This is a genomic window from Bradyrhizobium sp. TM239 (assembly GCF_036247985.1).
Taxonomy (GTDB): Bacteria; Pseudomonadota; Alphaproteobacteria; order Rhizobiales; family Xanthobacteraceae; genus Bradyrhizobium; species Bradyrhizobium ottawaense.
Genome location: NZ_BTIR01000004.1, coordinates 68,137 through 89,387 on the forward strand (window position 1 = coordinate 68,137; position 21,251 = coordinate 89,387).

A 21,251-nucleotide genomic window follows, 5' to 3' on the forward strand; every position below is an offset into this window, starting at 1 on the left:
CGGGCGGGCAGGGCGCCAGCCGTGCCCGCCCGCAATTGCTCCACTCGATCTTCCTTCAGCCATAGTGAAACGACGATGACAGCGACCGGCCCCCTCAGCGGAATCCGCGTTCTCGATCTGACGAGCGTGCTGTTTGGCCCCTATGCCGCGCAGATGCTGGGCGACTGGGGCGCCGATGTGATCAAGGTGGAGCCGACCGCCGGCGACACCTGGCGCTACACCGGCGTGTTTCGCAACCGCGGCATGAGCGGCCAGTTCATGGCGGTCAACCGCAACAAGCGCAGTCTCGCACTTGATCTCAAGCATCCGGACGGCAAGGCGGCGCTGGCAAAACTGATCCCGACCGTCGATGCGCTCGTCACCAACGTGCGGCCCGCCGCGATGGCGCGGCTCGGCTTCGGCTACGAGGCCTGCGCCAAACTCAATCCGCGTTTGATTTACGCCGCCGCCACCGGCTTCGGCCAGGACGGCCCGTGGGCGGCGCGCCCCGCCTTCGACGAGATCATCCAGGCCGCGTCGGGCCTGGCGTCCTCGATCGGATCGGACGAGGAGCCGGCATTCGTCCCGAGCCTGATAGGCGACAAGATTTGCGCGATGGCGATGGTCGGCGCGGTCTCTGCCGCCCTGTTTCGCCGCGAGCGCACCGGGCAGGGCCAGATGGTCGAGGTGCCCATGCTCGAAACCATCGCCGGCTTCAACAGCATCGAGATGCTGGGCGGTCACGCCTTCGATCCGCCGATCGGCCCGACCGGCTACAAGCGGATGAAGAACCGGCGCCCGGTGCGGACCAAGGACGGCTGGCTGACCATGTTGCCTTATTCCGGGGACAATTGGTGCGCCTTCTTCGAGGCGGTCGGCCGCCCCGAACTGAGCGATGAGCTCGGCGTACGCGATCCCGTGGTGCGCTCGCAGAACATCGACAAGATCTACGACCGCATGAGCGAGATCGGGCCGACCCGCACCACAGCGGAATGGGAGGAACTGTTGCTGCGGCTGGACGTGCCGCACACCGCCTTCGCCCGGCTCACCGAGATCGGCGAGCAGCCGCATCTTGCCGCCGTCGGGTTGTTTGCCGACATCGATCATCCCACCGAAGGCCGGATCCGGCAGGCCCGCCCCGCGACGAAGTTCTCGGAAAGCCCGGCCAGCATCCGCCGCGCGGCGCCTCGCCTCGGCGAGCATTCGCGCGAGGTGCTGCGCGAGGCCGGCTTGAGCGATGTGGAAATCCAGGCGGCGATCGACAGCAAGGCGGTCGGCACCGCGGACTAAGCCGTTCGGGAGGCGTTAAAACACGATCCGGACAAAGTGCGCGGTTTTCCGAAAAGATGATGCTTCAACGACAACCCAAAGCGCGATGAGGCTTCATCCTGCTCGCATCGCGCGTTGCTCGCGACGTCGGACGAGGCCCCTGGCCCCCGTCGTCTTTAGCTCTGGAAGGGCCCATTGGCTAGGCTATCGCTCGCTTCCGTCGGGAAGCGGACCGGCCGGGCCGGGTTCCAGGCTGAGGGCGATTTTGTTCGAGCGAGCCATATTGACCAGTCACTTCTGTGGCTCGCCGGCCATGAATCAAGACCGCCGACTTGAGCCGGTCATGGCCGCACCGTCAGCGCGCCGTCGGTCGTGAGCGGGCAATCGCATATGCTTCGCGGCGGCATCGGAGCAAGCGTGCCAAGCCGCCACGAATGACCGAAATTCTACTGGAGCGGTGATCGCCTCCTGGTCCCCGCATCGTAGACCAGGATCTGCAACATCGGGAATCTGCCGAGCAGCTCGGCGCCAGCTTCTCGGGCCGCCGCTTCGCTGTCGTAGCGAGTCTTGAAGTGGCCATCGACCACAAGAGAGAAGCCGTCGGCCGGAGCTATGTCAGCTCTCTGAATGGTCCGAGGTTCGACGTCGTCGGCTTGCGCGATCGGTTTTTTCATGGGGTACCTTCATTGCAGCAGGCGGCGCGAGGCGTCATTGCGCCACACCGTCTAGGCGTCCCTCACGATTTCGGGCTTGTCATACAACACCGCGTTCAGGAGGGAACTGTGAACCTCGATCTTGCCGTTGTAGGTGATGAAGCCGAGCTTGCGGAATTTGTTCATGAAGAAGCTGACCCGCGAGCGGGTTGTTCCGATCATCTCCGCGAGCGTCTCTTGGCTAATCTGCGCTGCGATAGGCTGAGAGGCGCCATCCTTGCCGAAATTCGCCAGCAGCAGCAGAAGACGCGCAAGTCGCTTCTCGCTCGAATTGAACAGCTGGTCGATCAGGTCTTCCTCGATGCGGCTGTTTCGGCTGAGCAGATAGCCCATGAACAATTCGGAAAATTTCGGCTCGCTCTTGAGTGCGGCGAGCATCGCTGATCTCGTGATGGACGTGATCACGCAAGGCTCCATCACCACCGTTGTCGAAATCCGCAAGAGCTGGCCGTTCAGGCAACCTTCGCCGAAGAATTGTCCGGGCTCCATGATTCCGACCACGGCCTCCTTGCCCTGCTCGGAGACGACGAGAACCTTGATCCTCCCCTTCTGGATGTAGAAGACCGTGTCCGCGGCGTCGCCCTGCGAGAAGACGATTTGGTTCTTGTCGACTTTCAGTATGGCTTTGCCCTCGCCGACTTTGGCGAGAAAGACTTTCGGGTCGAACGTGCCTTTCGGCGCTTTTGCCATGACGTCGTCAAAACCTGATCGGAGGACGTTCAGTTTAGCAGGATCGGTGCCGAGCGCGTTAGGCAAATCCCCGCTCCCGCCCGCGGGTTCCTCTGAGCGACGACGACGTGCATATGAACATATCCGGTGAAAGCCTTTTCGTCATATTGGCCGTGGGCATCGCGGCCGGCTCGCTCGCGGTCCGGATCGTCATGGGGACAGGTTTGGGCCTTGTCGGGCGAGAGTCTGCCTGGAACGAACGTCACCACGGGTACTTGGTTATGGCGACCGGATGTGAAGCCCACTCATCATATCTGATGAATGGCGGCCCTGGTTCGCACCCCCGTGCCAGGGCCGCTTCCTCGAACGTTCCAGCCGCTACTTGGCTGGTCTCATCGGATCGTCCATGGATGTCTTTTGGACGTTCCCGCACTTGGAGCATTCGAAGATCCGCAGATCGGGACCCTCGCAACTTGGTCCGACGTGGATCAGCATCATGCGGCGCTGGCACGCCGGGCAGAGTGGTCTGGGTATCGGAATCAGCGTCGGTTCTGGACGAGCATAGACCTCGGACATATGAAGCTCCTGTCCAAATGGCGGGGTATGCTGTACCCAAAGCCGCCGCCGATGACAGCCGATTCGTTTCGGCTGCGACGCGGTGAGCATCCCGCGCGACGAGGTTGACCTCTGTTCAATATTGCTCACATTGCCGAAAATGGCCGCTGGTCGGCGAATATGTCACGCTTTCAGCTGGCGGCCGTGAGCAATATTGCTCAGCGGCACGCCCCGGCAAGGATCAATATGAGAATGCGCGGGGCACGACCCAAGGGCTGCCGCCGCAAGCGTCCGTGGCCGATAACCGTGCTTCTTGGACGACATGTTCCGGAGCACAGCAGATGACTCGAGGGACGCCGGAAAATCGCGCATCGGCGCAGCTGCTCGCGCGTTATCGCGCGCCCGACAGTGCGCGCGGCACCCTCGAACTGGCGATCACGGCGGTACCTTTCCTCGGCCTTTGGGCTCTGGTCTGGGCCGCTCTCGACCACGGCTATTGGCTTGCTCTGCTTCTCGAGATACCCGCGGCAGGCTTGCTGGTCCGCCTGTTCATGATCCAGCACGATTGCGGACACGGCTCGTTCTTCCGCGGCCGCGTTGCGAACGATTGGGTCGGCCGAGCCATCGGCGTGATGACACTGACGCCATACGATTACTGGCGGCACAACCATGCACGCCATCATGCGAATTCCGGCAATCTCGATCACAGGGGCTTGGGTGACATCGATACGTTGACCGTGCGCGAGTTTCTCGGGCAGTCGCGATGGCGCCGGACGCTGTATCGTTTGTATCGCCATCCCGTCGTGATGTTTGGCGTAGGTCCCACGTATCTGTTCATCTTGAAGCATCGATTGCCGGTGGGGGGCATGCGCCGCGGCTGGAAGCCCTGGCTGAGCACGATGGGCACGAACATCGTGATCGGGGCTCTCGTCGCAGCGGCGATCCGGCTGGTCGGCTATGGGCCGTTCCTGCTGGTACACCTGCCGATCATCGTTCTGGCGGCGTCGATCGGTGTCTGGTTGTTCTACGTCCAGCACCAGTTCGAGCATACCTACTGGTCTCGCGACGAGACCTGGAATTTTCAAGAAGCTGCGTTGCACGGCAGCTCCCACTATCAATTGCCAGGCGTGTTGCGGTGGTTCACGGCAAATATCGGCATCCACCACATTCATCATTTGTCCAGTCGAATTCCCTGCTATCGTTTGCCGGACGTGCTGCGCGACCATCCGCAGCTCGCTGGCGCGGCGCGGATCACACTGCGCCAGAGTTTGCGGACCGTGCGGCTGACCCTGTGGGACGAGGAGCGGCAGCGGCTCGTCTCTTTTGGAGAGGCCGCCATGATCTCGGGGATTGTGCGCACCCTTCCATAGCGTGGCTGCCGAATGTCTTGAATCCATGCGCCCCGTCGTTGCGTCTCCGGGAGAGGCCGATCGGAAGGCGACGGGCGTTCAGCAAGGGTCTGGACGCCGAAGCGCTGTCGGGCGACGACGGGTCGCCTAGCCAAGACGTGTATGCGGCGATCTGTGATCCAATTGTGATCTGTGGCGCGCCCGGTTCCGTTCCGGACGGACATCGGGGATTGCGCCATCTCCAGGGTGGACATTCTGACGCGGGCGTCGGCCCCAAGCTCGACGCCGGCTTCACCCGCGGGCTACCCTTCCTCCGGTCCGGGCTGTCGTATATGAGAGATTTGTCACCCGCGCGCCGGATATTCCCGCAATCGGCTCGGAACGGTGTCTGCGATTTCTTAATTGAAAGATCGCAATCTGATAGTTGGCCGACGGACTGGCATTTCGACCGAGGATGGCATGAAAAACGGACTGACGACGGCGCAATCCACCGTAGCGATGCGACGTTGGGGGCCTCCCGGAATGGTGATCTTGGCGGCGATGCTCGCTTTGACGGCAATTGGCCCGGCGATTGCGGCCAAGCAGGGGCGTCAGCCGGCCGAGGCGGTGGCGCAGCGCCAGGCCGGCGAGCCGATCATGGCGATCGTGTCGATCAAGAGCCAGCAGGTCACGTTCTACGATGCCGAGGGCTGGATCCTGCGCGCGCCGGTGTCGACCGGCACCACGGGACGCGAGACGCCGGCCGGCGTCTTCGCCATCGTCGAGAAGGACAAGGACCACCGCTCGACCATGTATGACGATGCCTGGATGCCGAACATGCAGCGCATTACCTGGAACGGCATCGCGCTGCATGGCGGACCGCTGCCCGGCTATGCCGCTTCGCACGGCTGCGTGCGCATGCCCTTCGGCTTTGCCGAGAACCTGTTCGACAAGACCAATATCGGGATGCGGGTGATCATCTCGCCGGACGATGCGGCCCCGATCGATATCACGCACCCCCTGCTGTTCGCGCCGAAGCGGGAAGCCATCGCGGCGGCTCCGGGCCGCATCGACAAGCTCTCCGCCGAGGCCGAGGAGGCCGTTCGGGCCGCCGACGAGGCCAAGAAGGCCGCATCAGCGGCCGCGAAGGAAGCGGCCTCGCTGCCCGCATCGTTGCGCAAGCTCGAACAGCAGAAGGCTCGCGCAGACGCCGAGCTCGCCTTCGCCGACAAGACGCTCGCGAACGCAAAGACCGACCAGGCCCGCGCCAAGGCCGAGGAGTTGAAGCAGAAGGCCGCGACCAGGGCCGCCGACGCAGCGACGCTGCTCGATGCCGCCAAGGCCGCCGCGCAGCCGAAGCGGGATGCCGTCGCCGCCACGAAGGAGGCCGCGAAGGCCACCGCGGCCAGGAAGGCCGACGCCGTGAAGGCTGCGACCGACGCAAAGCTCGCGCTCGAGCCGGTCTCGGTCTACATCAGCCGCGCGACGCAGAAGCTCTATGTGCGGCGGAACACGCACAAGCCGGCGCCCGACGGCGGCGGCGAGGTGTTCGATACCAGCATCGAGGTTCCCGTTACCATCCACAATCCCGACCAGCCGATCGGCACGCATATCTTCACCGCGATGGCGAAGACCGACACGGGTCTGCGCTGGAGCGGGGTCACGATCGAAAACGGCGACGCGGCCAGGAATGCACTCGACCGCATCACCATCCCGCAGGAGGTGTGGGATCGCATCGCGCCGACCGCGTTGCCGCGCTCCTCGATCATCATCTCGGACGAGCCGCTGAGCAGCGAGACCAATTACCGTACCGAATTCGTCGCGGTGCTCAGCAACCAGCCGCAGGGCGGCTTCATCACGCGCAAGCCGACCGCGCCCGCCATGATCGCCAGCGATGACGGCTGGGACAATGGCGGTAACGGCTTCGGTTTTTTCTACCAGCGTGACCCCTACGTGCAGCCGGCCAATCCGCGCCGGCAGCGCGGCCAGTACCAATATTATCAGTCGACGCAGCCGATGCAGCGAAGCTGGTGGTAGGACGCAGGGCGGCAGCCCGGACCGCGGCCTAAAGCGGAATGTGTTTTGGTTGAAGCGTTGCGTACCGAGAGCTCAGATGACCTCTCCTCGTCGGGAAGAGGTCATCTCCAGCGCCGATCGGGCCTGACGCCGTCGTGCTTTGGCAGCTACGGACGCGCTTCGATCACCATAGCCTGAATCTTGCCCTCGACCGGGCCGGCGCCATGACGCGTCCGGATCGTCTCGGCGACGATGTCGGTCGCGGCCTGAAGCTTGCTGGCATCCCTCGCCTCGATCTCGCTGCGCAGCGGCGTGCCCTGGCAGAGGGCGAGCGCGACATATTCGGGCGATGGCGCGCGGCTTGTTTCAGATCGCGTCTCGATCGAGATGTCGCGAAAGCCGGCACGTTCGAGGTCGGCTTTGATGACGGCCTTGTCGTGATAGCCGTGGGGCGTGCGAACCATGAAGCGCGGCGGGTCGTTGGGAAACAGCTTGCCGAGCGCGACTGTCGCTTCATGCGTCAGCACATTGTCCTCGATCCGATCCCAGACGTTGAACACGAACGTGCCGTCCGGTTTCAGGACGCGCTTCACCTCTCCGTAAGCCTTGATCCGGTCCGGAAAGAACATCGCGCCGAACTGGCAGCAGACCACGTCGAATCCGGCGTCGTCGAAGGGCAGGACCGATGCATCCGCCTGGCGCCAGCTGATGCGGTCATCGTCCGCCTGACGCTGCGCGGCGACCGCGAGCATGGGCTCGTTGAGGTCGGTTGCAACGTAACGGATGCCGCGCGGCAGCGCCGCCGCCACGGCGCGCGTCACTGCGCCTGTGCCCGCGGCGATCTCGAGCAGCGCGGAGGGCGAGCGAGCGGCAATGCGTCTTGCGATGTCCTCCGCATAGACGGAGAAGAACATCGGGACAAGATACTCGTCGTAGATCTTCGGAATCGAGCCGGCAAAAACCTTGTCAGTGTCGGACATGATTGCCTCGCTGAAGGTTTGAACACGGGGCTCAAATTAGCACGGTTTGGCGCCGGCTGCGCCGAAAACGATGCGACGGTCGCTCCTACGATCGACCGCCGCCGACCTCGCAGATCGGCCGCGTGCCGTCCCAGCTCATCGCGGCTTGCCGGACCTTCTCGAAGAACGGCCCCTTGGTGCCGCTGATGTCGGAGATCTCGATCACCGTGCCCGGATGGGCCTGCGTGTCGAAATAGGCAAAGCGCCCCTTGTCGCCGCCGATCTGGCCTTCATGCCCGATCCTGTAACCGAGCCCGATCGCCTTGTCGTAGAGCGCCTGGTAGTCGTGGCTCCAGTAGGACATGTGCTGGAGGCCTTCGTGCCCGGCGTCGAGGAATTCCTTGTACAGCGAGGGCGCGTCGTTGCGCTGCTGGATCAGCTCGATCTGGAGATCGCCGGAATTGGCCAGCGCGATGCTCATCTCGACCGCGGAGTCCTGGCCGCGGTGGCGAAACCAGTCGGTCTTGACGCGGTCCATGTAGTACCAGGGGCCGACACCCATCACCTCGATCCAGTGCTTCATCGCGGCCTGGATGTCCCGCACCACATATCCGTTTTGGCGCACCGCGCCGAAGATGCGGCTCATGCCCGCGCTCCTGTTCTCAACCCGCTCACTTGACCTCGATGCCCGCGTCCTTGGCAACCTGCTTCCAGGCTACGATGTCGCGGGCGTTGATGTCGCGCTGTTCCTCGCCGGGGACGAATTGCGGCGTGATGCCGAGCTTCAGCAGCTTCTCCTTGACCTCGGCATCGCCGAGCGCATCCTTCAGCGCCGCCGACAATTTCTGCGCAATCGGCGGCGCGAGGCCCGCGGGCGCATACATCGCCCAGGACAGGCTACGGTCGAACGGCACGCTCTGCTCCTTGTAGCTGGCGACATCCGGCAGGCTCGGCGAGCGCTCGCCGCAGGCGGCCAGCGCCTTGATCGAGCCGTCCTTCACCAGCGGCGTCGCGGTCGCCACGTCGAGTGTGGCCAGCGAAATGTGTCCGCCGAGCAGGTCGCCGGCAAGCTTTGCGATGCCGTTGAACGGCACATGGTCCATCTTGATGCCGGTCTGCTGCATTAGGATCTCCGCGCAGAATTGTCCGGTCGAACCGACGCCCCAGCTGCCATACTGGATCGGCTCGCCCTTCTTGGCGAGCGCGATCAGGCCCTTGATGTCGTTGGCCGCAAAATCCTTGGTCGCCACCAGGATGATCGAGGAGACGCCGACGCGACCGATCGTGGTGAAATCCTTGATCGAATCATAGGGCAGCTTTGGGTAGATCGCGGGGGCCAGCACGTGCGTGGTCATTCCGCCGACCGTGATGGTGTAGCCGTCATTCGCAGATGTCGCGACCATCTGCGTGCCGAGCGTGCCGGCAGCGCCCGTGTGGTTCTCGATATAGATGCTCTGCCCCAGCGTCTTGCCCATCTTGTCGGCGAGCAGCCGGCCGACCACGTCGCCCCCGCCGCCCGCCGCGTAGGGCAGCAGCATCTTGATCTTGTGCGTGGGATAGGCGGCAGGATCTTCGGCGTGTGACGGCAGTGCCGCCGACAGCAATGCGAGAAACGAAAGCGTGACGGTGCGCAGCATCATGATGGCATTCCCTAATCTTCGAAACGAAATCTGTAGGCATCGCCGTGCCTGATTACGCGACCCGCGGTCGGTGCCGGAAAATGGCCGGTGAGCAGATAGCTCGGCGTATCCGCCAGCTCTTCCAGCAGCGCCATGCGCGTTGCGAGCGCCGCGGTCGGATCGACGTCGGCGGCATTCGACAGCCACGGCGCGGCGCACTGGATTGGATGATGAATGACGTCGCCGGACATCACCGCGTGATCGTGGCCGCCGGTGATGTGGATCTGCATGTTGCCGGCGGTGTGCCCGGGTGCCGGCGCAAAGCGCAAGGCCGCATCGCGGTCGTCGAATAGGCGATGGTCGGTCTCGACGAATTCGGCAAGGCCGGCCGCCACCACCGGCAGCACGGAATCCTCGAACGAGCCGTGGTTCACCGGGCGCTTCGGCGCGGCGTTGTGCGCGGCCTCGAAGTGCCGGTATTCGGCGCGGCCCATCAGATAGCGCGCATTGGGAAAGGTCGGCACCCAGCGTCCGTCGATCAGCCGCGTGTTCCAGCCGACATGATCGACATGCAGATGCGTGCACATCACGAAGTCGACCTGTTCGGGCGCAACGCCCAGCGCCTGCAAATTCTCCAGATAGGGTTGGTCGAGGTTGTTCCACGCCGGCACACGCGGCCGCCTCTTGTGATTGCCGCAGCAGGTGTCGACGATCGCGGTCCAGCGCGGCGTGCGCACGAGATATGAGTGGTGGCTGAGGATGAAGCGGCCGGTCTCCGGCTCGATGTAGCGGTGATCGAGCCAGCTCCGGTTCTCCGCGATCACCTCGTCGGTGACATTGGCGAACAGCCAATCCTTCTCGAAGGCGAGCGCGGGGATCTCGCTGACGAGATCGACCCGCATGCTGCCGATCGTCACCTGCCGCATCGGTCAGTTCTTCAGCAGGTCGCCGAACGGCACCCAGCGCGTGCCGTCGAAACGGATCAGCTGCAGGCTCGTCATCGGCGTATAGCGCTCGGGCGAGTTGCTCACCGCGGTGCCGTTGATCAGCATCGGCAGGCGCACGTCCTTCATGGTCGTCGCCTGCTTCATCACATTGGCGCGGGTGAGGTCATTGCCGGAGGCCTTCAGCACCGTCACCAGCGTTTGAGCGATGGTGTAGCCGTAGACGTTGAGCCAGTCGCTCTTGTTGGTATCAGGCATGTACTTGTCCATGAACGCCAGCCACTCCCGGTAACCGAGGTCATCCTTGTTGGCCGGATCGGTCGCGTCCTTCAGATATTGGCTGGAGATGACACCGGTGGAATTGTCCTTGCCTGCCGGCTCCAGCACGCCGCTGATCGAGGCCGAGACGTTGGAGATGATGGTCGTCGGCTTCCAGCCGATCTCACCGATCTTGCGGATCGCCTGAGCCGCGAACTTCGGCGTCGCCGCGACCAGCACGACATCGGCACCCGCGGTCTTCAACTGCAAAATCTGGGTGTCGACGGTCGGGGCCGAGGTCTCATAGGCCGCGCGCGCGACGATCGCTTCGCCGCCACCGAGGCCCTCTTCGAGCGCCTTCAGGTAGTCCTTGCCGAGATCGTCGTTCTGGTAGAGCACGCCGATCTTCGCATTGGCGTGGCTCGCCTTGATGTATTTTGCGTAGGCGATCGCCTCGTCGCGATAGGTCGGCTGCCAGCCGATTGTCCACGGAAAGTTCTTGGGATCGTCCCACTTCGCCGCGCCCGAGCCGAGAAAGAGCTGCGGCACCTTGCGGTCGTTGAGATATTTGTGCACGGCGCTGTTGGTCGGCGTGCCGACGCCGCCGAAGATCAGCAGCACTTCCTCGCTCTCGACCAGCCGCCGTGTCTGCTCCACCGTCTTCGGCGGGCTGTAGGCATCGTCGGCGATGATCATCTGGATGCGCCGCCCGTTGACGCCGCCGTTGTCATTCACTTTCCGGAAATAGGCCTCCGCCGATTTCGCGATCTGCGCGAAGGCCGACACCGGGCCGCTCAGCGGCGCGGTGGTGCCGATCTTGATGGTCTTGTCGTCGGCGCCGGGATCGTATTTTGCGGTTTGGGCTGAGGCGATACCGGCCGCGAGCAGCGGCAACAGGATGCAGGCCGCAGTGAGGCGAGGGCGGGCGAAGCGCGCCATGGGTCGTCTCCCAAAAATTGCTCTCCGCCTCTCGATCGAGCGGAGTTGAAACGCGAGAAACAGCGCCCGAAGGCTTGCGGGCCGCAACCGTTGCCGCCAGAGTTGGCGAGACGAACGATCGTTCGTACGGTTGACTAGCGAACGATCGTTCGTTAGTCAAGTCGCATGGCTCTCCACACCACAAGCGCGGCGGAAGCGGCTGCGCCCACGACGCGCGAGCGCATCCTCACCGAAGCGCTCAATCTGTTTGCGCAGAGCGGCTATGGCGGCGCCTCGATGCGCGAGCTCGCGCGCCGCGTCGGCATTCGCGAGAGCAGCCTCTACAATCATTTCCCCGGCAAGGCCGCGATCCTGGAAGCGATCGTCAGCGAGCATGGCCCCGCCAGTTCAGCGAGCCGCCTTGAGGAGGCCCGCTACAAGCAGCTGGCGCGCCAGCCCGCAGCGTTCTGCCGCCAGTTCGCGCTCGACCTCGTCGAGCAATGGTCCGATCCGCGCGAGCACCAGTTCCAGAAGGTGATCACGGCCGAGCGTAACCGCGTCCCCGGCATCCGCGCCAAATTCGCCGATCATTTCTACGCGCGCGAGCAGAGCATGATGACGGACTATTTCCGCGGCTTTGCGCTCGCCGGCCTGGTCAAGACGCCGGACCCGCGTGAGACCGCGCGGCTGTTCGCGGCCGGCCTGATCTACATCCGCCTCGAGCATTACGTGATGGGCGCAGCGCCCTCGCCGCGGCCGAAGGTGATCGAGGCGATCGACCGCTATCTCGCCTTCTTCCTGTCGCTGATCGCGGCAGGCGAGGACACCGACAACAAGAAACGAAAGCCCAAGGGAGAAACGCGTGGCAAGGCTGCCCCTGATTGATCCGGAGACGACGAGCGGCGACATCCGCGCCTCGTTCGACCGCATGCCGGTCAAGCTCAACATCTTTCGCATGATGGCCCATGCCGAGGCCAACATGATCCCGGCGATGCGGCTCGGCAATTCGATCCTGCACAAGCAGAAGCTCAGCGCGGTCAACCGCGAGCTCTTGATCCTCCAGGCCGCCCAGCTCGAGGGCGGCGCCTATGAATGGCGCCAGCATGTTCCGATCGCGCTCGGCGTCGGCTGCACGCAGGCGCAGGTCGATGCGGTCGAACGCGGCGATTACGACGCCGGCGCGCTGAGCGAGGCCGAGAGTGCGCTGCTGAATTTTGGGCGCGAGGTGGTCGCGAACGTCCGCGTGCCCGAGGCGATTTTCGCCGCTGCCCGCGCGCATTTCAGCGACCAGGAGATCGTGGAATCCATCGTCGCGCTCGGCTTCTACATGATGATGGCGCGCCTGACCGAAGCGACCGAAACCGATCTCGATCCTGCCGCCGGCATGACGGTCTATGACGGCGGCAAGAAGTAGGCGGTCGCGATGACGGAAACCGATAGCAAGCCGGAACGTTACGTCCGACCGCCGAGTGCGGAGTCGCTGGGCGAAGCGCCGGGCAGGGGGCGCCTGAGGGGACGTCGCATCCTGATCGTCGGCGGTGGCCAACGCGTGTTCGACACCGCCACCGATCCCATCGGCAACGGCCGCGCCATGAGCATTTTATGCGCACGAGAGGGCGCGAGGGTCGCGGTCGCCGATCTCAACCGCACCTCCGCGCAGCAGACCGTCAAGCAGATCACCGATGAGGGCGGCGAAGGGTTTGCGATCGCGGCCGACGTGACCTCCGAGGCCGACGTTACACGGATGATCGAGGAGGCGCATCGCGCCATGGGCGGCCTCGACGGCATGGTGCTGAACATCGGCACTTTCGGCAAAACCGGGCTCGATGCCGTCAGCCCCGAGGAGTGGAACAGGATCTACGACGTCAACGTCCGCGGCCCCATGCTATGCTGCCGCGCCGCGCTGCCGAGATTCGACGATGCCGGCGCCATCGTCTTCATCTCCTCGATCGCCGCGTTGAAGGCGGGATCGCAGATGGCGGTGTACGATTCCTCGAAAGCCGCACTCGGCGGCCTCATGCGCAACATCGCCCATCTCGGCGCGCGCCGCGGCATCCGCGCCAACCTGGTCTATCCCGGCCTCGTCGACACCCCCAACGGCCGCGAAGCCGGCGCCGGCCGTCCCAACCGCGGCAAGGGCCACGTCCCGTTCGGCCGCCAGGCCACGGCGTGGGAGATCGCCTATGCCGTGCTGTTCTTCCTGTCCGACGAAAGCGTCTATGTCACCGCGCAGACGCTCGCGGTCGATAGCGGCCTGAGCGGGATGTGAGTTGGATGCTTCGCGCGGACGGAGCGAAAGCGTAATCCGGGCTCTGCCGACTACACCCACACCGACGGAGTGCTTGTGGATAGATTCGCGTGTCTCTCGCGCGCGGCAGAGCAGATGGTCGAGCGAGATGTTGCCCGGCCCTTGAGCCATGATGCCGAGCGCCATGGCTGCCCAGGTGCGATTTCGAGGCCGTGCTGAAACGCGGCCACGATCGTCCCGCCGAGCCGATGCGCGACCGCTGCCGGCAGCTCGCTGCAGCCGCGCCCGATCTCGCCTGGCGACCTGTGGCGGCGTTGGCGTCCAAACAGCGTTACTCCGCATCCGGCGGGCCAGGCCCTTGAGCTCGCCGATCGTCTATAGTAAGGGTCTGGCCGGGTCTGCAGTTCACCCAGGCGTCACCGTCCCGCGAGGGAAGCTAAACCTGCAAGGCTCAATCGTACCGACACCAAACCTCGTGCCGCGTCGTAAGCCGGTGACCTCCGACAATCCATCTGTGGATCGGCACATCGAGGATTGGTCATGACCAGAACCGCCATTGAATTCGTTGCGGGCGACATCTCCGCGCTCGCGAAATCCCTGCGCGCCCAGCTTCTCGAGCGCACGTCGCCACCCGGTCACGTCGAGCTGCTCAACATTCTGGCGCGTGCGACGGGGCACAGGAACTATCAGCATTTCCGGGCGCGTGCGGTCGGCACTGCCGTGGACGATCGCGGCACGCCGGCACCACAAGTTGTCGCTGTCGATCTGAAGCGCGTGCAGCGCGCCGCGCGCCATTTCGACGACCACGGCAGGCTGCTGCGCTGGCCGGCCCGCCACAGCCTGCAGCAGCTGAGCCTCTGGGTGTTGTGGGCGGGCTTCCCGCCGCGGTGCAGTCTGGCCGAGGCGCAAGTCAAGACGTTGTTGAATCGTCAGCACGCTTTCGCCGATGATGCCTTGCTCCGCCGCGCGCTGTGCGATCACGGCCTGATCTTCCGCACGGCCGACGGGAGTGAGTATCGCCGGATCGAGCGCCGGCCGCCGACGGAGGCCGCAGCGCTTCTGCGCCACCTCAAGGCCAGCGCATCCGGACGAGCGGAAGCTGTGACATGACCGCAGATCTTGACGCATTGCCGCTGCACCGTCATCGCATCGAGGATAGCCATGAAGACAACATTGCTTAGATCTGAAGACTATACCCGCTCGCCGTGGAAGAACGGCGGCGGCATCTTTACGGACATTGCGGGTGCCCATCGCAAAGATGCGCCCACGAAGAACTGGGACACTCTGCTCTGGCGCTTTGCGAGCACGCCGATCGTGGCGCCCGGTCCCTTCTCCGACATGCCGGGCATCGACCGCTTGCAAATGGTGGTTAGTGGGCGCGGGCTGGTGCTCAAGGCCCCGGGCCAGGAGTTCGACGAGCGTGAACCTTTTACGACGGTGCGCTTCACCGGCGAGCTCGCGATCGTGACGGAGCTTCACGCCGGGCCGGTCGAGGTCGTCAACCTCATGGCGCGGCGCGGTGCGGTGGAGATCGAGCTCGAAGCGCTCAGGGAAGCCGGCGACCGACCGTTGCATGCCGGCACGCATCTGGTTTACGCGCCGCACGGCGATTGCCGCATCCGCCTCGATGGAGAGGATCTTGCCATCCCCGGCCACGGCACGCTCAGGATCGAATTGACCGAGACATCGAAGCTCGCGCTCGTTTCTGGTCTGGTGGTGCTGGGGTCGATCCGGATCGTCGGCTAAGGGGCGACCGCCCCGACGGCCCGGTGCGCACAATCCATGCAACTGGCTAGGTTGACGCGGCGGAGCCGGGGCACGATATCTGCCCTAATGCAGACCACAGCTTGAGGGGCAGGATATGACCGCGCAAGACAACCACGCCCCCGCCACGCAGGCCGACGGCGTCGTCGACTGGCTGACCAACGGCACGCGCGACGAGCGCTTCATCGACAATATCTTTGCGCAGATGTGCATCCGCCTCCAGCAGGCGGGCATTCCGCTCAAGCGGTCAACGCTTCACGTCCAGATCAATCATCCGCAATGGCTGGGCGCCCGGATGATATGGTCCGACGGGATGCAGGGGGCGGAGATCGCGCGGGTCGATTACGATGTCCGCGAGCGGTCCGAATACATCGGAAGTCCCGCCAGCGAGATCCATGAGGGCGCCGTCGAGTTGCGCGAGAATCTCGAGCGTGATGCCTCGCTCGGCCGCAAGCACGCCCTCTATGACGAGATGCGGGCCAGCGGCCTGACCGACTACGTCGCCTGGCCCCTGTATCACACGCTCGGCAAGCGGCACATCGTCACCTTCGCCACCGACCGGCTCGGCGGTTTCGAGCCGGCGCATATCGCCGCTCTCAAGAAGGTCCTGCCGGTGCTGGCGCTGGTCAGCGAAATCCGCATCAAGAATCGCCTGGCGCGAACCTTGCTGGAGACCTATGTCGGCTCCCATGCCGGCGAGCTCATCCTGGCGGGCGCGACCCGGCGCGGCACCGGCACGACGGTGCGTGCCGCGATCATGATCTGCGACCTCAGGGATTTCACCAAGATTTCCGACAACTGGCCGCGCGACGACGTCATCGATCTGCTCAACGACTATTTCGACGCGATGTCGGAGCCGATCGCGCGGCACGGCGGCGAGATCCTGAAATTCATCGGCGACGGCCTGCTCGCCATCTTCCCGGCCAGCGCTCCCGACGCCTGCGCAAATCTCCTCCATGCCGTGACCGAAGCCCGTCGGGCCATGGCCGCCTTGAACGAGCGGAACAACGGCACGGGCCGCGCGCCGCTGAACTACGGCATCGGCGTCCATGTCGGCGACGTCATGTACGGCAATATCGGCTCGACCAGCCGGCTCGACTTCACCGTGATCGGCCCCGCCGTCAACATGGCCTCCCGCCTCGAGGCCCTCACCAAGCAGCTCGGACGAACCGTGCTGCTGTCACGCGACTTTGCGGAGCTGGTGGAGGGGAAGTGCGAGCTGGAGCGCGTCGGCAAGCATGAGGTGCGCGGCTTCAGCGATCCGATCGAGCTGTTTGCGTATCACGGCTGAGGGGCTGCGCCGGACGCACCGATGAAGCTAAAGCCCAAGTCGGGCCGCGACGTGATCGATCGCCATATCCAGCGCCAGTTCCAGCGGTCGTGTCGAACGCAAGGTTTGCGCGAGCAGGAGTCCTCCCTGCAGGCTGGCGAGCATCGCCTCTGAAAGCTCCTTCAAGTCGCCGCTCGGCGTTCTCCCCGCCCGTGACTGCATTCTTGCGAATGCCGCTTCGAAATAGCCTGCCCAGCACGCAAAGCTTGCCGCCAGCGCCGCCCGCGTGCGCGGCGTCTCCGAGAGTTCGGCAGCCAACGAACCGAGCGGGCAGCCGCCAGCGCAATTGGTCTGATCCGTCAGCTCGACGACGGCGTCGCGCCATCGGCGAAGTCCGGCGAGGGAATTGAGCTTTCGCAGCAGACCCTCGTGCGTTCCGAGCACGCACTCGGCCTGTCGCTGGATCACCGCCAGCACGAGTTCATCCTTGTCGGCGAAGTAGTGATAGACCTGCGATTTGCTGGCCTCGCTGGCCTCGATCACCGCATCGATCGTCGTGTTCGCGGCGCCTCGCGCGCGCACGAGCTGCGTTGCCGCATCGACGATGCGCGCGCGTGTTGCCGCACCCCGTGCCGTCTTTGGCACTGAGGTCTTTGGCATTGAGGTCTTGGGCATTGAGGTCTTGGGCAATGCAGTCACGTTTTTGTTCATGGCTGTCACCGTACTTGACAGGGAGAAGGCAGGCAAGTAATTGGACTAAATAGTCCAATTCTTCGAGGAAACAAGAATGTCACGTCTCGACAATGGCGATGCCTTTCCGGCCATGGCGCTCGATACGGTCGCCGACGGCACTGTCTCCGTCGCGCACCATCTGGCCGGTCACTACGGCGTGGTCCTGATGTATCGCGGGTCATGGTGCCCGTATTGCAATGCGCAGCTCGCGGCCTTTGCGCGTGCGAAGGAGAAGCTCGATGAGCTCGGGATCAGGGTCGTCGCCATGTCCGTCGACGACAGGATCGACGCAAGCGCGCTGGTGGAAAAGCATCGCCTGAATTTTCCGGTCGGCTATCGCGCCGATGCGGACAGGATCGCCGCGGTGACCGGCGCCTACGTCAACGAGAGCCCACGCTACCTGCAATCCACCGGCTTCGTTCTCGATCCAAGCGGAAGGGTGATCACGGCGGTCTATTCCAGCGGCGCGATCGGACGGCTGGTCGCCGAGGACGTGATCGGCTTCGTCCGTTACGTGAAATCCAAGTGAGGCCAACTGAAACCCGGAGGCGGACGTGAACTCACATGAGGTTGCCGTCGTTGTTGGCGCGGGTCCCGGATTGGGCAACGCGCTCGTTGCGCGCTTTGCGGATGCGGGCATGCACGTTGCTGCGATCTCGCGCAGCGGCGGCGCAGCTGAGCCCCACCGCGAGCTGGTTCGCCGTTACCCCTGCGATGCGACGATCGCGGAGCAGGTCAAGGACGTGTTCGCACGCGTGAGGAGCGAGCTCGGAGCACCATCCCTCGTCGTGTTCAATGTCGGCATCTGGGATCGGGGAGGAATCCTCGAGATTTCCGCGGAGTTGTTCGAGCAAGCCTGGCGCACCGGCTGCTTTGCCGGGTTCCTGATCGGCCGGGCCGCAGCGGCTTCCATGCTGGACAGCAGCAGCGGGACGATCATTTTCTCCGGTGCCACGGGGTCTATCCGGGGCGGCGGCGGATTTGCCGCCTTTGCCTCTCCGAAATTCGCCCTGCGGGCGCTGGCACAGTCGATGGCTCGTGAGCTGGGCCCGAAGAACATTCATGTGGCGCATGTCATCCTCGACGGCATGATCGCGCAGGACGACGATCCCTCGGAGGCCCTGCTTCAGCCGGCGGCGATCGCGGAGAGCTATTATCAATTGCACCGGCAGGCCCGCAGCGCCTGGACCCATGAGCTCGACCTGCGGCCATCAAGTGAAAAATTCTAGCTCGCCGGCTGCGGCATCCGCCCGGGTCGGCAACCCAAGACCGCGCGACTGGCTGTTGCTGCTGTCGCTGGTGCTGATCTGGGCCGTGAGCTGGCCGGTCATCAAGATTGGTGTCGGCCAGATCCCGCCGATCTGGTATGGCTGCCTCCGCTATGCGATCGCGGCACTGATCCTGTTCGGAGTCCTTGTTGCGCGGGGTGAGCTTGCGCTGCCGCCGCCCGCTGATGTCCCCATCGTCGTCATTTCGGGTGCGCTTCAGATGGCGGCGTATTCGGCGCTCACCGGTCTTGCCCTGACGATCTTGCCGCCGGGGCGCGCGTCCGTGCTGGCCTTTTCCACGCCCATCGTGGTCGCGCCGCTTGCAGCCTGGCGGCTGGGCGAAGATCTGGGACCGAGGATGGTGGCGGGCGTGTTGATCGGATGTGCAGGAACTGCCGTGATCGCCTCGCCGTCCTTTGCCGTCGTGGGCAGGCAGACCCTGGCCTACGCAATGCTGATGGGCGCCGCCACGGCCTGGGCCGTCACCATCGTGACCGTGCGGGGGCATCGCTTCACCTCTTCGGCGTTGAGCCTCGCCCCCTGGCAGATGCTCGTCGCGACAATCCTGCTGCTGCCGATCGCGATCTCCGCCGAGGGAGCGCCGCCGGCAATATCGCCGCTTGGCGCGGCCACCCTCGTCTACGTGGCGCCGGTCGCAACCGCGTTCGCCTACTGGGCCGTGGTCGAGGCCGGGCGTCGCTTTGCTGCAAGCACCATGTCGATGGCGCTGCTGGCGACACCCAGCGTCGGGCTGCTGATTTCCGCATGGGTGCTGAATGAGCCGATCAATGCGTCTCTCGTCGCAGGAGTGGCACTGACGGCGATCGGAATCCGTCTGACGATTGCGACGACGCGAAAGGGATGATCGAGAGGCCCTCGTGGACTGCGAGCCTTCGCTGTGCGAGGGCACCGCAGTTCGTCTGTTGCCAACGCGGGAATGTGCAACTACGCTTTGCGTTGCCTCACCCATGGTCCTTCGGTCGGCCGCACCTACATGCCAAAATTCCTTCGCATCGGAGTTCTTCAGTCCAACGTATCCGGCTACACGTCGAAGGCGTGGTGCGTTCGGCGCGTCGGCTCGGCGGTGTTCCTGAAGTGGGGCGCCGTGGAGGTGCAGGGCGCCGGCGATGGGCGAAGGGTCTACTGGACGCGTCTGCCGCAGGAGAAGACCGTTCGTTGCGGCACGGCGCAGCGCGCCCAGGACTATACCAAGGCCGCGATCGCGCGGCGACGCAGCCATCGCTATGAGCCGCTGGCCGAACCGATCGCGCTCCGGCGCCGATCCGCCGAGCGGAGCGCGGAGCTCAAGCAGGCGCTGGCCACGATCCTGATCGTCGACATCGTCGGCTCGACCGCGAAAGCGGCAAAGCTCGGCGATGCGCGTTGGACCAAGGTCATGGGCCACTATTACGCCGCGGTGCGCAAGGAGCTGAAGAGTACGCGCGGCAAGGAAGTGGTGACGACCGGCGACGGCGTGCTGGCGACATTCAAGGCGCCGGCTTCCGGCGTCCGTTGCGCGACCGCGATCCAAAAGGCCGTGCGCACGCTGGGGCTCGACATCAGGGTCGGGCTGCATGCGGGCGAGTACAGTGTGAGCGGGGGCGAGATGGTCGGTCTTGCCTTTCACATCGGCACGCGCGTCGCCGCCAAGGCGCGCGCCGGCGAGGTCCTGGTCTCGAGCGCGGTCAAGGACCTGATGACGCAGTCGGAGATCCGCTTCAGGGATCACGGCGTGCATCAGCTCAAGGGCGTGCCGGAGCGGTGGCGGCTGTTTCGGGTGGAGGATTGAAGGGATCGCGGCCTATCAGCTCGGATCGGTCCGGTCGCATTTCGGGCATCGCCCGTCCGCGGCGGCGGCGAGCTGGTGGCCGATCTCTTCCCTGAGAGCGTCTGCCTCGAAGGCCGTACCGTCGCTCCTGAGGATTCGCTTGGCGCGTTCGTAGGCATGGCTCTCGGCGGCGTCGTCGCCGACGCGGACGATCACCTCGTCGTGGAAAGGGCAGACCGTGGTCGCACGGGTGGTTTCGAGCGCGTAGCGTACCACTGCGGTCAGATCGTCGACGTTGGTGGACATCATGGCTGCTCTCCTGATCGCGGCGGTCCCGATCGTGGCCCGTTTCCGGCGGAGGGGCGTACCCTCGGCCGTGTCGGTCCGGTCAGGCGACGAGGACGACGTCAGTCAGCCGGCTTCCTTGGAAGCACCGAGGCCGATTGCGTGTTCTGTCCAGGGCTGTGCCATTCAACCCGCGGCTCATGCCCTGGTTCCATCGAAGCCGCTCGCGCCGAGCCGGCTCGGTCTGGCACCGTCTTGCGAAGCGGTGCCCGGAGTGCCTAGGAGTCCGGGCTCCGCTTCGTTCGGCACCGGAGCAGGAGCGCACCCGATGTCATGCAGAGCATAGGCGCGGGCGGACCGCTCGCCTTGACCCATCTCAAACACAGGGAGGGCCCCTAAGGAATCATCCGCAATTTCGCCGGCCGCGGTTCGGGCGCATGAATGAGGACATGCAGCGCCAGATCCTCTTCAGGTGCCCGCGCACCGGCATAGACGTCCAGCATCGGATCGATGACGAGCGGCCCGAGAGCTTCGAGCCGGCGGACAGCTATTTGTCCGTGAGGTGTCCGGCGTGCATGTCGCTGCACTTCGTCAACAGCACCACCGGCAAGCTGCTGGGCGAGCGAGGCCGGCAGCCCGCCTCGATGTCGCGTTCCGCCTGATCGGTTCGTGTCGATTGTTGCAGCGCC

General features: G+C 64.6%; 23 protein-coding genes. 14 read left to right on the top strand and 9 right to left on the bottom strand.

The genetic code is table 11. The features are described from left to right. The first annotated feature begins 75 nt into the window (after nt 1–75). Entirely contained in the window at nt 76–1,269 is a 1,194-nt protein-coding gene (locus AABA84_RS07920; RefSeq protein WP_338311782.1) for a CaiB/BaiF CoA transferase family protein, read from the top strand. Between the two features lie 425 nt (nt 1,270–1,694). Here the strand turns inward: AABA84_RS07920 and AABA84_RS07925 are convergent, their stop codons facing one another. Together AABA84_RS07925 and AABA84_RS07930 are read right to left on the bottom strand one after the other, a co-directional pair. After that, on the bottom strand, nt 1,695–1,922 hold the full coding sequence (locus AABA84_RS07925) for a hypothetical protein (RefSeq protein ID WP_212251073.1): 228 nt from the start codon (nt 1,920–1,922) through the stop codon (nt 1,695–1,697). A 51-nt stretch (nt 1,923–1,973) separates the two neighbouring features. Next, nucleotides 1,974–2,651: a Crp/Fnr family transcriptional regulator gene (locus tag AABA84_RS07930; protein ID WP_338311783.1), complete on the bottom strand. Its 678-nt coding sequence runs from the start codon at nt 2,649–2,651 to the stop codon at nt 1,974–1,976. A gap of 875 nt (nt 2,652–3,526) precedes the next feature. On the opposite strand from AABA84_RS07930, the gene AABA84_RS07935 reads away from it, so the two are divergent. Then, entirely contained in the window at nt 3,527–4,555 is a 1,029-nt protein-coding gene (locus AABA84_RS07935; RefSeq protein WP_338311884.1) for a fatty acid desaturase, read from the top strand. Nucleotides 4,556–4,993: 438 nt separating this feature from the next. Next, on the top strand, nt 4,994–6,550 hold the full coding sequence (locus AABA84_RS07940) for a L,D-transpeptidase (RefSeq protein ID WP_338311784.1): 1,557 nt from the start codon (nt 4,994–4,996) through the stop codon (nt 6,548–6,550). Nucleotides 6,551–6,696: 146 nt separating this feature from the next. Here AABA84_RS07940 and AABA84_RS07945 read toward each other — a convergent pair whose 3' ends face one another. The 5 genes from AABA84_RS07945 to AABA84_RS07965 form a co-directional block, all read right to left on the bottom strand. Then, on the bottom strand, nt 6,697–7,509 hold the full coding sequence (locus AABA84_RS07945) for a class I SAM-dependent methyltransferase (RefSeq protein WP_338311785.1): 813 nt from the start codon (nt 7,507–7,509) through the stop codon (nt 6,697–6,699). A gap of 85 nt (nt 7,510–7,594) precedes the next feature. After that, entirely contained in the window at nt 7,595–8,134 is a 540-nt protein-coding gene (locus AABA84_RS07950; RefSeq protein ID WP_338311786.1) for a VOC family protein, read from the bottom strand. Nucleotides 8,135–8,159: 25 nt separating this feature from the next. Next, nucleotides 8,160–9,128 carry a Bug family tripartite tricarboxylate transporter substrate binding protein gene (locus AABA84_RS07955; RefSeq protein WP_338311787.1) on the bottom strand — a complete coding sequence of 323 codons (969 nt, stop codon included), beginning with the start codon at nt 9,126–9,128 and terminating at the stop codon, nt 8,160–8,162. Nucleotides 9,129–9,139: 11 nt separating this feature from the next. Next, complete coding sequence (locus AABA84_RS07960) at nt 9,140–10,033, bottom strand: MBL fold metallo-hydrolase (RefSeq protein WP_338311788.1); 894 nt, start codon at nt 10,031–10,033, stop codon at nt 9,140–9,142. Nucleotides 10,034–10,036: 3 nt separating this feature from the next. Next, entirely contained in the window at nt 10,037–11,248 is a 1,212-nt protein-coding gene (locus tag AABA84_RS07965; protein ID WP_338311789.1) for an ABC transporter substrate-binding protein, read from the bottom strand. A gap of 165 nt (nt 11,249–11,413) precedes the next feature. Here AABA84_RS07965 and AABA84_RS07970 point away from each other — a divergent pair, with 165 nt between their 5' ends. From AABA84_RS07970 to AABA84_RS07995, 6 genes are all read left to right on the top strand, one after another. Beyond that, nucleotides 11,414–12,112 (top strand): TetR/AcrR family transcriptional regulator, encoded by a 699-nt coding sequence (locus AABA84_RS07970; RefSeq protein WP_338311790.1) that lies wholly within the window; start codon nt 11,414–11,416, stop codon nt 12,110–12,112. Beyond that, nucleotides 12,090–12,641 carry a carboxymuconolactone decarboxylase family protein gene (locus AABA84_RS07975; protein ID WP_338311791.1) on the top strand — a complete coding sequence of 184 codons (552 nt, stop codon included), beginning with the start codon at nt 12,090–12,092 and terminating at the stop codon, nt 12,639–12,641. Before AABA84_RS07970 ends, AABA84_RS07975 begins: the two co-directional genes overlap by 23 nt. 9 nt (nt 12,642–12,650) lie before the next feature. After that, nucleotides 12,651–13,496: an SDR family NAD(P)-dependent oxidoreductase gene (locus AABA84_RS07980; RefSeq protein WP_338311792.1), complete on the top strand. Its 846-nt coding sequence runs from the start codon at nt 12,651–12,653 to the stop codon at nt 13,494–13,496. Nucleotides 13,497–14,015: 519 nt separating this feature from the next. Then, nucleotides 14,016–14,585 (top strand): DUF2087 domain-containing protein, encoded by a 570-nt coding sequence (locus AABA84_RS07985; RefSeq protein ID WP_338311793.1) that lies wholly within the window; start codon nt 14,016–14,018, stop codon nt 14,583–14,585. 51 nt (nt 14,586–14,636) lie between these two features. Further along, on the top strand, nt 14,637–15,221 hold the full coding sequence (locus AABA84_RS07990) for a HutD/Ves family protein (protein WP_338311885.1): 585 nt from the start codon (nt 14,637–14,639) through the stop codon (nt 15,219–15,221). 115 nt (nt 15,222–15,336) lie between these two features. After that, nucleotides 15,337–16,530: an adenylate/guanylate cyclase domain-containing protein gene (locus tag AABA84_RS07995; RefSeq protein WP_338311794.1), complete on the top strand. Its 1,194-nt coding sequence runs from the start codon at nt 15,337–15,339 to the stop codon at nt 16,528–16,530. A gap of 27 nt (nt 16,531–16,557) precedes the next feature. Here the strand turns inward: AABA84_RS07995 and AABA84_RS08000 are convergent, their stop codons facing one another. Beyond that, entirely contained in the window at nt 16,558–17,220 is a 663-nt protein-coding gene (locus AABA84_RS08000) for a TetR/AcrR family transcriptional regulator (RefSeq protein WP_338311795.1), read from the bottom strand. 76 nt (nt 17,221–17,296) lie between these two features. On the opposite strand from AABA84_RS08000, the gene AABA84_RS08005 reads away from it, so the two are divergent. The 4 genes from AABA84_RS08005 (at nt 17,297) to AABA84_RS08020 (ending at nt 20,298) form a co-directional block, all read left to right on the top strand. Further along, complete coding sequence (locus AABA84_RS08005; RefSeq protein WP_212251091.1) at nt 17,297–17,770, top strand: peroxiredoxin family protein; 474 nt, start codon at nt 17,297–17,299, stop codon at nt 17,768–17,770. A gap of 25 nt (nt 17,771–17,795) precedes the next feature. Continuing rightward, complete coding sequence (locus tag AABA84_RS08010; RefSeq protein ID WP_338311796.1) at nt 17,796–18,470, top strand: SDR family NAD(P)-dependent oxidoreductase; 675 nt, start codon at nt 17,796–17,798, stop codon at nt 18,468–18,470. A 55-nt stretch (nt 18,471–18,525) separates the two neighbouring features. Continuing rightward, nucleotides 18,526–19,374 carry a DMT family transporter gene (locus AABA84_RS08015; protein WP_338311797.1) on the top strand — a complete coding sequence of 283 codons (849 nt, stop codon included), beginning with the start codon at nt 18,526–18,528 and terminating at the stop codon, nt 19,372–19,374. A 129-nt stretch (nt 19,375–19,503) separates the two neighbouring features. Beyond that, complete coding sequence (locus tag AABA84_RS08020; protein WP_338311886.1) at nt 19,504–20,298, top strand: adenylate/guanylate cyclase domain-containing protein; 795 nt, start codon at nt 19,504–19,506, stop codon at nt 20,296–20,298. Nucleotides 20,299–20,313: 15 nt separating this feature from the next. On the opposite strand, the gene AABA84_RS08025 is transcribed toward AABA84_RS08020, so the two are convergent. Next, nucleotides 20,314–20,586 carry a hypothetical protein gene (locus AABA84_RS08025; RefSeq protein ID WP_212251095.1) on the bottom strand — a complete coding sequence of 91 codons (273 nt, stop codon included), beginning with the start codon at nt 20,584–20,586 and terminating at the stop codon, nt 20,314–20,316. Nucleotides 20,587–21,011: 425 nt separating this feature from the next. Between AABA84_RS08025 and AABA84_RS08030 the strand changes: the two genes are divergently transcribed. Then, nucleotides 21,012–21,224, top strand: a complete 213-nt coding sequence (locus tag AABA84_RS08030) for a hypothetical protein (RefSeq protein WP_338311798.1) — start codon at nt 21,012–21,014, stop codon at nt 21,222–21,224. The last annotated feature ends 27 nt before the right edge of the window (nt 21,225–21,251 follow it).